This is a genomic window from Siphonobacter sp. (assembly GCF_048595215.1).
In the GTDB taxonomy this organism is placed as follows: domain Bacteria; phylum Bacteroidota; class Bacteroidia; order Cytophagales; family Spirosomataceae; genus Siphonobacter.
Genome location: NZ_JBMDWJ010000326.1, coordinates 1 through 10,352, shown reverse-complemented (window position 1 = coordinate 10,352; position 10,352 = coordinate 1). Strand labels below are relative to the sequence as shown.

The window sequence follows — 10,352 nt, the reverse complement described above, 5'->3', positions numbered from 1 at the left end:
AAAAGTGCGGGCTCAGGAGGAAGTAGAAGCGTAAGCGAATACAATACCATTACTTAAAAAGGGCGGCTTGATCAAGCCGCCCTTTTTAAGTAATGGTATTGTATTCGCTTACGCTTCTACTTCCTCCTGAGCCCGCACTTTTACGGGTTTCAGACGGATGATCTTCATCCAGTGGAGCGTTTTGATGACCGGGTAGGTCGGATCAAATTCGTACCACTTTGAAGCAAAGTTCACCTGGTTAGGCAGTTTGTGGTGGTTGTTTTGGAACAACTCGCCCATCATCAGGAAATCCAGTACCAGGGAGTTTTTCGATTTATCGTTGTTGTCGTAGTTCTGATAGCCATACTTGTGACCGCTCCAGTTTACGATTGCTCCGTGTACGGGGCCCATCAGGAAGTGAATCGGCAACAGGAAGAAAAACGCCCAGTGCATATCAAACCAGATGAATGCGGCAATGTACAGCAAGGAATAGGCCGTACCCCAGCCAATACGTGAAATCCAGGAATCGCCCATTTTTTCGATCGTGCTCCAGTACGGATAGTTTTTATCGAACTGAGGCTCAACTTTCGTACGACCAAACAAAATGGCGTTGTAAATGTCTTTTGTCTTCCACATCATCGTGAAGACGTTGGTAGAGTTGTGAGGTGAGTGCGGATCACGTGGTCCGTCGCTAAAAGCGTGGTGCATCCGGTGCAAAATCGCGTATCCCTTCGGGCTCAGATAGCTGGATCCCTGTGAGATGTAGGTGAGCAGGTAAAAGAACCGCTCCCAGAACTTATTCATCGTAAACATCTTGTGAGCAGAGTAACGATGTAAGAAAAAGGTCTGGCTAAAAAGCGACAGGTACCAATGAATGATGAACGCTGGAAGAATGAGTTGCATTTCGGCAGATTTAATGAAGTACCAAGTACAAAGTTAATAGTCTAACCTAAGCTTTGAATACTTAGTTGCAAAAGTTTATATTTTTTTGAAAAAACGGATTAAAAATCCTGTTTTGATGGCAAAATTTCTCCTAAAAAGTGGTCATGGCGTAATAAACCAAATTCGCTCCCATTTGTAGAGCTTTCTGCCGGACGGGTTCCGGATCGTTGTATACGCTCTGATCTTCCCAACCATTTCCCAAATCACATTCGTAACTGAAGAAGCAAACCAATCGCCCTTGCCAAATCAGGCCGTAGCCTTGTGGAGCCTTGCCATCGTGTTCGTGTACCTTGGGCAACCCGTTCGGGAAGACGTATTTGGCTTTGTACAAGGGATGATTAAAGGGTACTTCCACAAAATTCAGCTCAGGAAATACCTTCTTCATCTCGCGGCGAATGAATTTTTCCAAGCCGTAATTATCGTCGATGTGCAAAAATCCTCCGGCAACGAGATACTTACGAATATTTTGAGCTTCGGCGTCCGTGAAAACGACATTACCATGACCCGTCATGTGCACAAAGGGGTAGTTAAAAAGCTCGGCACTCCCCGGCTCGACGATGTCTTCTTCGGCCGCAATATTGGTTTTAAGGTTCTGATTGCAAAACTTGATCAGATTGGGCAAAGACGTTTTGTTCGCGTACCAGTCACCACCGCCCCCGTACTTTAGCTTGGCAATACGGATCGTTTGTGCCATCGCTGGTACCGTGTTCAGGCAAAGGGCTGCCAGCCAAAGGCCTATGAGCATTCCGAGTCGTTTCATGCCTTATTGATTGAGTAGATCCAGCGTATGTACTGCAATGAGGCCGGCGGTTTCCGTCCGGAGTCGGCTTTCACCTAAACTAACGGCTAAAAATCCTTTTTCTTTTGCTTCCGCAATTTCCTGTGTGGTAAAATCTCCTTCCGGACCGATCAGAATCACGTAAGAGCCGCCTGGCGTAGCTCGATACTTGAGCAACTGGCGATCTTCATTCTCCAGGTGGGCAATCAATTTCTGCTGATCAGCGGGAAGATTTTCCAAGAATGTGTCCCAGGAAATGAGGCCTTCTACCAGGGGCATCGTCAGTTTGAGGGACTGTTTCAGAGCTGAAACCGCAATTTTTTCCAGCCGGTCCAGGTGAATGGATTTTCCTTTCCAGTACCGCTCATCGGTACGACGGGTACGGATAAAACTCACCTGGTCTACGCCTACTTCCACGCATTTTTCCAGCATCCATTCGATCCGATCCAGATCTTTGGTAGGAGCAATCGCCAGATGAATGGAGAATGATCGTGCCGTAGCCTCCTGCTCCACCGATCGAATCCGTACGGAGCAGCGTTTGGGGTTGGGGTCCACGATTTCGGCTTCGTAGCGGAAACCCTTTCCGTCCACAATTTTCAACGTATCTCCCGTTGATAAACGAAGCACTTTTACCGCGTGCCGTGACTCCTCTTCTGATAAAAATAGCCGTTGCTGAATATCCGGCTCATAAAATAAGTGCATAGGTACTATAAAGCCGCAGCGAGTTTTTGTACTCACTGCGGCATACGATTATTCTTCTTCGAGACTTTTAAAGGAATAAAGCGTTGTGTCGAGTTCTAACTGACCGGACGTGAAGTCTTTGATGAAGCTTTCGATGACTTCGTCATTAACGGCTTCTACGTTCAGGCAAATATCAAGTTCGACGCTACCTTCCTCACTGTATTCCGTCTCCAGGTGCTCCGTTACCTTGATTTCTTCGTTTTCCTCAAGCTCTTCAATGATTTCTGTAATCAGCAGTTCTACTTCTTCATCCACTTCATCGTTGGCCTGATAGGTCTCATCTCGCTGATCCAGAGGTACGTACAGGGGATGTTCCTGCATAGCCTGACGCTCGGCTTCTTCGTACACCAAACTGCTGTGGTGTAAACGTAAGGTATACAAAACGGCGTCGTAGATTACTTCTTTTCCTTCGTGAACCCCCACAAACTGGAAATGAGCGAACTCATCGCCCGTGGGCTCGTCCATATCAGGGTCTTCCGTATAAATGAAAGAATGGCCGCTCGAGCGGATTTCGTCTTTCAGTTGCTGAATGTCTGTAGAGGAATAGCCGGAGTTTTCTGCGGTCGGCATAAGGGTGTAAGCATTGGTTTGAAAGCCAAAGTACGAAAAAAAAGCCCGCAGTCAAGCGGGCTTTTCTCGATTTTTACGCAAGAATTTGTTCAAAAACGACTCCTGAAAACCCGGAGTCCTCTCTGATTTCAGGTTTATCTAGCGAAGCATCAGTAACTCACGGTATTTCACCAGTGGCCACTCATCGTCGTCTACAATCAGTTCGAGCTTATCAACGTAGTAACGGATCTCGTCAAAATAACCCTTCACTTTCGTTCCGTAAAGGCGAGCCTGCTCCGCACTATCCTGAATGGCATTAGCCTGTTTCCGGGCTTCAGTCATTTCATCGACCAGGATCTGAATTTTGGCCGTGTACTCGGCAATCCGTTTGATGGTTTCCACCGTCGGAGCGTAGTACTTCTCTTCGATACCAATGTCTTTCTGGCCTTTGACGTTATCCACCAGTTGTGACTGGTACTTGAGAGCCGTAGAAAGAATATGGTTGATGGCGAGATCGCCAATCACCCGTGACTCAATCTGAATTTTCTTGATGTAATTTTCCAGCTCGATTTCGTAGCGAGCGTGCAGTTCTTTCTCCGTGAAAATATCATATTTCTCGAAGAGTTCTGCCACTTCCTTACGGGTATATACGCCCAGAGCTTCCGGGGCCGAACGAATGTTCGCCAGGCCGCGACGTTCAGCTTCTTCTACCCACTCGTCAGAATAGCCGTTGCCTTCGAAAATGATTCGCTTCGAAGACTTGATGTACTTCTTAAGCACTTCGACAATAGCCAGCTCTTTCTTCAGATCCGTATCGATTAACGCATCTACGTCTTTGCGGAACTGAATCAGTTGATCGGCTACAATCGTATTCAGGATCGTCATGGCCGACGCAGAGTTCGCTGAAGAACCTACCGCCCGGAATTCGAATTTATTACCCGTAAAGGCAAAAGGCGAAGTACGGTTACGGTCCGTGTTGTCGAGCAACAAGGAAGGCACTTTGTTAATACCTAGTTTCAGGTATACGTTGTCGCCTTTTTCGAGTTTGAACTCGGTCATCGGCGGCATGTTTTCCAGCGTATCAATCACGCGGCTCATTTCTGAACCCAGGAAGACCGACATGATGGCCGGAGGAGCTTCGTTCGCCCCCAAACGGTGTTCGTTACCCGCAGTAGCGATGGCCGCCCGTAGCAGATCAGCGTTATCGTGTACAGCTTTCACCACGCAGACCAGGAAGCTTACAAAACGCAGGCTTTCCTTCGGTTTCGTGCTGGGGCCGAGTACGTTAATACCCGTATCCGTGGCCAGTGACCAGTTGTTATGCTTACCCGATCCGTTGATACCCGCAAAAGGCTTCTCGTGGAAGAGTACTTTAAATTTATGCCGAGCGGCCACTTTCTGCATCAAATCCATCAGCAGGGCGTTGTGGTCGCAGGCCAGGTTTACTTCTTCAAACGTAGGAGCTACTTCGAACTGAGCGGGAGCTACCTCGTTGTGACGCGTACGAACGGGAATGCCCAGACGCTGAGCCTCTATTTCAAACTCTACCATGAAGGCATTTACCCGGGGAGGGATCGAGCCGAAATAGTGATCTTCCAGTTGCTGACCTTTAGCGGGAGCGTGACCGAATACGGTACGACCCGACATCAATAAATCAGGGCGAGCATTAAAGAGGGCTTCGTCAATCAGGAAATATTCCTGTTCGGCTCCGAGCGTGGGGATGGTCTTCTCCGTATTCCGGTCGAAGTACTCGCTCATCACCTTCGTGGCTGCCTTATCAATCAGCTCGATGGATTTCAGCAGGGGCGTTTTGTAATCCAGAGCCTCGCCCGTGTAGGCGACGAACACACTCGGAATACAAAGCGTAGAGGTACCTGCCGCATTTTCCATAATAAAGGCGGGCGACGAAGGATCCCAGGCCGTATAACCGCGGGCTTCGAAGGTACTCCGGATTCCACCATTGGGGAATGAACTGGCGTCGGGTTCCTGCTGTACCAAAGCCGAACCTTTGAATTTCTCTATTGCCTTACCCGTTCCCGGTACAATATCAAAAAAGGCATCGTGTTTCTCAGCTGTGGTACCCGTCAGGGGCTGGAACCAATGCGTATAGTGGGAAGCTCCCTTTGAAACGGCCCATGACTTCATCGCCGCGGCTACCTCATCAGCCGTATCGCGGTCAATTTTATGTCCTTCTTTAATGGACTTCGTAATTCGCTGAAACGTATCCGGGCTCAGCAGGGAACGCATCGCCTCTTCGTTGAAGATTAAACTACCAAAGTACTCGGTCACTTTTTCCGAGGGAACTTTGACAGGAGTTGACTGGCGGGACTGTGCCAGATCTAACGCTTTAAAACGTGCTAATGCCATAAAATGGGGATTAGTGTCGGGGTATTAAAAATAAAACGGGTTTAGTTCGGCCAGCGGCCAATGGGGTAATCAGTCGAAATACAAAACTGCAAAAAATAACTCTTCCCTGGCCATCTTCTTGGTAAAATACAATTTCAAACTACCCTAATTGGCCATATACTAATTTCTCTACTAATGTAAATAATAGATTCTATTTTTTAAGTGAAGCCCTTAAAATCGGCTTTAATTTGTTAAAATTCGTTCGATTTGATCACGATTACCACTTAAAAATGAAAATTTAGTTAAAAATCAGATTTTTTCACTCTTCAACAAAAATATATAGTGATTATATAAAGATTTTGTTGCATATTTTATATAAATCGAAAGATTTTGGTAGAAATATTAAGATTTAGCCAAATAATGATTTGGAAAATACCCATAAACCGGATTAGATTTGAACCATCAATTGAACGGATCGTTTCATTTTACATTTATAACAAAACCATGGCAAAAGCTAAATTGGAGTATATCTGGCTCGACGGTTACAAGCCCATGCAAAGCCTCCGCAGCAAAACGAAAATCGTTGACGACTTTTCGGGTAACTTGGAAGAACTCGACATGTGGTCTTTTGACGGTAGTTCTACCGAGCAAGCTCCAGGTCGCTCTTCTGATTGCTTATTAAAGCCGGTATTTGTTTGCAAAGACCCTGATCGTTTAGGCGGCAATGGCTGGTTGGTCATGTGTGAAGTACTCAATGCAAACGGTACAGCTCACGAATCAAACGGTCGTGCAACGATTGACGATGATGACAACGATTTCTGGTTCGGTTTCGAGCAGGAGTACTTCCTCTGGGATCCTTCCACCAACAAACCTGTAGGCTTCCCCGCCGGTGGTTATCCTGGTCCTCAAGGTCCTTATTACTGCAGCGTAGGTGCTGGTAAGGCTGTAGGCCGCGATATCGTAGAAGAACACCTCGAACTTTGCCTCCAGGCTGGTTTGAACGTAGAAGGTATCAACGCTGAAGTAGCGATGGGTCAGTGGGAATTCCAAGTATTCGCCAAAGGTGCCAAACAGGCTGGTGATGAAACCTGGATCGCTCGTTACCTGCTCGAACGCGTTGGCGAAAAATATAATGTAGCGATTAACTGGCACTGCAAACCCCTGGGAACGCTCGATTGGAACGGTTCAGGTATGCACGCCAACTTCTCGAACACGGTACTGCGTACGTCAGGTAGCAAAGAAGCTTACGAAACGATCCTCGAAGCTTTCCGCCCTGTTGTAAAAGAGCACGTTGCCGTATACGGTCCTGATAACCATCTCCGTTTGACGGGTAAGCACGAAACGGCTGCCATCAACAAATTCTCTTGGGGTATCTCCGATCGTGGTTCATCCATCCGTGTCCCCATCGCTACGGTAGAACGTGGCTGGAAAGGCTGGCTGGAAGATCGTCGTCCGAACTCGGCTGCCGATCCTTACAAAGTAGCCGCTCGTATCATCAAAACGGTGAAGAGTGCTGAAGTGGAATAACATTTCCCCCAAATAGATTTTGCCCCCGATGCGTATCGGGGGCTTTTTTTTTAGCTCTAACTGAACAAATTAGGTAATTTTGCACCTTATAGGAAAATTACGTTTCCGTAGGGGGGCTTTAGCTCAGGAATCTTTTCGAATGGCTGTGCTATATAAGCTCGGATTCGTACTAGCTACCACTCCCCTGTTCATCCCTTTATTCTTCCGCGTAGGAAGAGGTCACCATGAAAAAAGTAGCATTTTATACCCTAGGCTGTAAGTTAAACTTTTCCGAAACGTCGACGATTGCCCGAACTTTCGAAGAGAAAGGCTATCAACGCGTAGAGTTCAATCAGAATCCGGACATATTTATTATCAATACCTGTTCCGTTACGGAAAACGCTGATAAGAAGTGCAAGAAGATTGTACGGGAAGCTCAGCGGATCAATCCGGATGGATACGTGGCGATTCTGGGCTGTTACGCCCAGTTGAAACCCCAGGAAATTGCTACCATTCCCGGAGTGGATGCGGTATTGGGAGCGGCGGAAAAATTCCGACTCATGGAGCTGATCGATGATTTTCGCAAGGAACCTACCGGAATGGCCCGGGTATATAATTCGAATATTGAAGAAGTACTGGATTACCACGCCAGCTACAGCCTCAACGACCGGACGCGTACCTTTCTGAAGGTACAGGATGGTTGTGATTACCCCTGCTCGTACTGTACCATTCCCCTGGCCCGTGGAGCAAGCCGCAGTGATACCATTGCAAACGTGGTGAAAGCTGCCCGCGAAATTGCCGAACGCGGCGTGAAGGAAATTGTACTGACGGGGGTGAACATTGGGGATTTTGGGATCCAGAACGGCATTCGTCATGAACGTTTTGCGGATCTGGTTAAAGCCCTGGACGCCGTAGAAGGCATTGAACGATTCCGCATTTCGTCCATCGAACCGAATTTGCTCACGGACGAGATTCTGGAATTCATCAGTACCTCCCAGCGTTTTGTACCGCATTTCCACGTACCCCTGCAATCAGGTAGTAATAAGGTACTTGGATTGATGAAGCGTCGGTACAAACGCGAACTGTACGCCGATCGGGTTGCAAAAATCAAGGAACTCATGCCGCACGCCTGCATTGGCGTGGACGTGATCGTGGGGCATCCGGGTGAAACGCCGGAGCTTTTTCTGGAGACGTATCAGTTTTTGCAAGAATTACCGATTTCGTATTTGCACGTATTTACGTATTCGGAACGGGCTTCTACGCATGCCCTGGATATTAAGCCCATCGTTCCTTCGCAACAACGGGCCGAACGGTCAAAAATGCTGCATATTCTATCCGAGAAAAAACGACGAGCTTTTTACGAAAGCCAGTTAGGCCGCGTATGCGACGTTTTATTCGAAGAAGAAATTGAAAACGGACAAATGCAGGGTTGGACGGAAAACTACGTTCGGATCACAGCTCAGTATGATCCGTTGCTGATCAACGAAATCAAAACCGTACAACTGACCGAAATCGCTGAAAACGGATTAGTACAAGTAAGCGAACCGGAATTGATGATCGTACATAGCTAGTAATCCATCGTTGGTACTGGAAAATAATAAAAGGGAGTCCCGCAATGCAGGACTCCCTTCCTTATTCTATGCAACAAAACCACCGGCAAACCGGTGGATTTGTTGGGGTTGAGGCTTAGGCCTCCATTAAAAATTCATCGTGTTGACTTACGTCCAGACCTACTTTTTCGTCGTCATCATTCACACGCAGAGGCAGGATTTTGTCCGTCAGCCACAGTAAAGCGTAGGAAAGCGTGAAGGCGAAGATCGATACTAGTACCAGAGCAATCATGTGGGCTTTGAAGGTATCGAATGCTCCGTAAGCCAGACCATCTACAGCAACGGCAGAGTTTACTTTGCCGCTGGCGAAGATACCCGTCATGATCAGACCAACCATACCACCGATACCGTGGCAAGGGAATACGTCGAGTGTATCATCCAGAGAACCTTTGGCTTTCAGGTGAGCGAAGTAGTTAGAAGTAATACCTGCTACCGTACCAATGAACAGAGCAACGGGAATCGTTACGAAACCAGCGGCAGGCGTAATCGCTACCAGACCTACCACAGCACCGATACAGAAGCCGAGTGAAGACACTTTTTTACCTTTTGCTGCATCAAACAGTACCCAGGCCAGACCAGCCGTAGCGGCTGCAAAGTTAGTCGTAGCGAAAGCGGATACTGCCAAAGGCGTAGCTCCTACCGCTGAACCCGCGTTGAAACCAAACCAGCCGAACCACAGCAGAGCCGTACCTAACAGTACGAAAGGAATGTTGGCGGGAGGCAGGAAGTTCGCTTCCATGTGTGACTTCCGGCGTTTCAGGTACATGGCACCAGCTAAAGCAGCCCAACCAGCCGACATGTGTACGACGGTACCACCAGCGAAATCCAGTACGCCGAGTTTAAAGAGGAAACCTTCGGGATGCCAGGTCATGTGAGCCAGTGGGCTGTATACGAAGATGCTGAACAAAATCATAAACAGTACGTAGCTACGGAAGTTGATCCGCTCGGCCATAGAACCCGTTACGAGAGCGGGCGTAATTACGGCAAATTTCAGTTGGAACAGAGCGAACAAAGCCAGTGGGATGGTCGGAGCCAGTGACCAGGGCTTACTTTCTAATACGCCATTCCACATGAAATAGGTCATGGGGTTACCGACAAAACCATAATCACCAATTTTAATTGAATCACCGAAGGCCAGACTAAAGCCAATTACTACCCACAGTACGGAAATTACACCCATACCAATGAAACTCTGGAACATGGTGGAAATCACGTTTTTCGCGTTCACCATTCCGCCGTAGAAGTACGCCAGACCAGGAGTCATGAGCAGTACAAAAGCTGAAGCGACAATCATCCAGGCCATATCACCCGAATTGAGCCCTTCCGTGTTAATTTGAGCTGGGAGACTGGGCATGAAAACCCCCAACAAACTGACCGCAGTCAGGATAAGCAATGGAACGTACGATGGTTTTTGCATAGAAGATTAGGATTTACTGATACGAAATGAGGAGTTGTGTATGAAAAGGATCAAATGGTTAGAATTTAACAATGGCGTGTAAACCAAAGGTAGACTGACTGTTTTTGGTATAATTTCCGTCGCTATCCTCGAACTTCTGTACCGATCCAGCCAGCTTAGGATACGCATCAAGGCGGAACTCAGGTTTAATGATCAAGTGACCATCGGCCAGGGTAAAGTTTCCGGTTACGGTAAAGGAATTGACTGAAGTACCACTCCCTGCCGCATCCCGGACGGCTCGGTCGCCTTTTTTGTTATCAAAATACTCGTAGCGAACGCCTAAGCTAAAGACATCAGAAAAGGCATAATTGCTGTAGACAGCTGCACCACCCCATTTTGCCGTGGGCGTTATACCACTGACTTTATTGGTGCCGTAAGCCGCGTTCAGTCCTAAGAAAAACCTGTCAGTAATTTGATAGGTCGTAGCCAGATCCAGTAAGGAATA

9 protein-coding genes are annotated in these 10,352 nt (G+C 47.6%); 2 read left to right on the top strand and 7 right to left on the bottom strand.

The features are described from left to right. Nucleotides 1-108: 108 nt before the first annotated feature. The 5 genes from ACOJTG_RS20395 to ACOJTG_RS20375 all read right to left on the bottom strand — a co-directional run bounded on the left by ACOJTG_RS20395 (nt 109) and on the right by ACOJTG_RS20375 (nt 5,356). Nucleotides 109-882, bottom strand: a complete 774-nt coding sequence (locus tag ACOJTG_RS20395; RefSeq protein WP_104711707.1) for an acyl-CoA desaturase — start codon at nt 880-882, stop codon at nt 109-111. A 130-nt stretch (nt 883-1,012) separates the two neighbouring features. Further along, entirely contained in the window at nt 1,013-1,615 is a 603-nt protein-coding gene (locus ACOJTG_RS20390) for a DUF4159 domain-containing protein (RefSeq protein ID WP_420155504.1), read from the bottom strand. A gap of 69 nt (nt 1,616-1,684) precedes the next feature. Next, a complete protein-coding gene (locus tag ACOJTG_RS20385) occupies nt 1,685-2,401 on the bottom strand; it encodes a 16S rRNA (uracil(1498)-N(3))-methyltransferase (RefSeq protein WP_420155503.1) in 717 nt (238 codons plus the stop codon). A gap of 48 nt (nt 2,402-2,449) precedes the next feature. Next, a complete protein-coding gene (locus tag ACOJTG_RS20380) occupies nt 2,450-3,010 on the bottom strand; it encodes a hypothetical protein (RefSeq protein ID WP_094809025.1) in 561 nt (186 codons plus the stop codon). Between the two features lie 138 nt (nt 3,011-3,148). Next, the gene (locus ACOJTG_RS20375) at nt 3,149-5,356 is read right to left on the bottom strand and encodes a glutamine synthetase III (RefSeq protein ID WP_104711714.1); all 2,208 of its coding nucleotides are present in this window, start codon (nt 5,354-5,356) and stop codon (nt 3,149-3,151) included. Between the two features lie 483 nt (nt 5,357-5,839). Here ACOJTG_RS20375 and ACOJTG_RS20370 point away from each other — a divergent pair, with 483 nt between their 5' ends. Both ACOJTG_RS20370 and mtaB read left to right on the top strand, forming a co-directional pair. Continuing rightward, nucleotides 5,840-6,862, top strand: coding sequence for a glutamine synthetase beta-grasp domain-containing protein (locus ACOJTG_RS20370; RefSeq protein ID WP_420155502.1), 1,023 nt, complete (start codon nt 5,840-5,842; stop codon nt 6,860-6,862). Nucleotides 6,863-7,086: 224 nt separating this feature from the next. After that, nucleotides 7,087-8,412: a tRNA (N(6)-L-threonylcarbamoyladenosine(37)-C(2))-methylthiotransferase MtaB gene (mtaB, locus tag ACOJTG_RS20365; RefSeq protein ID WP_420155501.1), complete on the top strand. Its 1,326-nt coding sequence runs from the start codon at nt 7,087-7,089 to the stop codon at nt 8,410-8,412. A 115-nt stretch (nt 8,413-8,527) separates the two neighbouring features. Here mtaB and ACOJTG_RS20360 read toward each other — a convergent pair whose 3' ends face one another. Both ACOJTG_RS20360 and ACOJTG_RS20355 read right to left on the bottom strand, forming a co-directional pair. Beyond that, nucleotides 8,528-9,868 (bottom strand): ammonium transporter, encoded by a 1,341-nt coding sequence (locus ACOJTG_RS20360; RefSeq protein ID WP_420155500.1) that lies wholly within the window; start codon nt 9,866-9,868, stop codon nt 8,528-8,530. Between the two features lie 58 nt (nt 9,869-9,926). Next, nucleotides 9,927-10,352 (bottom strand): outer membrane beta-barrel protein (locus tag ACOJTG_RS20355; protein WP_420155499.1); only part of this gene is annotated, 426 nt, incomplete at its 5' end.

What these genes read in the sequence shown, in the direction of transcription:
- mtaB (WP_420155501.1), top strand. Translation starts at nt 7,087, where the DNA reads ATGAAAAAAGTAGCATTTTATACCCTAGGCTGTAAGTTAAACTTTTCC.
- ACOJTG_RS20395 (WP_104711707.1), bottom strand. Translation starts at nt 882, where the DNA reads ATGCAACTCATTCTTCCAGCGTTCATCATTCATTGGTACCTGTCGCTT.
- ACOJTG_RS20375 (WP_104711714.1), bottom strand. Translation starts at nt 5,356, where the DNA reads ATGGCATTAGCACGTTTTAAAGCGTTAGATCTGGCACAGTCCCGCCAG.
- ACOJTG_RS20380 (WP_094809025.1), bottom strand. Translation starts at nt 3,010, where the DNA reads ATGCCGACCGCAGAAAACTCCGGCTATTCCTCTACAGACATTCAGCAA.
- ACOJTG_RS20360 (WP_420155500.1), bottom strand. Translation starts at nt 9,868, where the DNA reads ATGCAAAAACCATCGTACGTTCCATTGCTTATCCTGACTGCGGTCAGT.
- ACOJTG_RS20390 (WP_420155504.1), bottom strand. Translation starts at nt 1,615, where the DNA reads ATGGCACAAACGATCCGTATTGCCAAGCTAAAGTACGGGGGCGGTGGT.
- ACOJTG_RS20370 (WP_420155502.1), top strand. Translation starts at nt 5,840, where the DNA reads ATGGCAAAAGCTAAATTGGAGTATATCTGGCTCGACGGTTACAAGCCC.
- ACOJTG_RS20385 (WP_420155503.1), bottom strand. Translation starts at nt 2,401, where the DNA reads ATGCACTTATTTTATGAGCCGGATATTCAGCAACGGCTATTTTTATCA.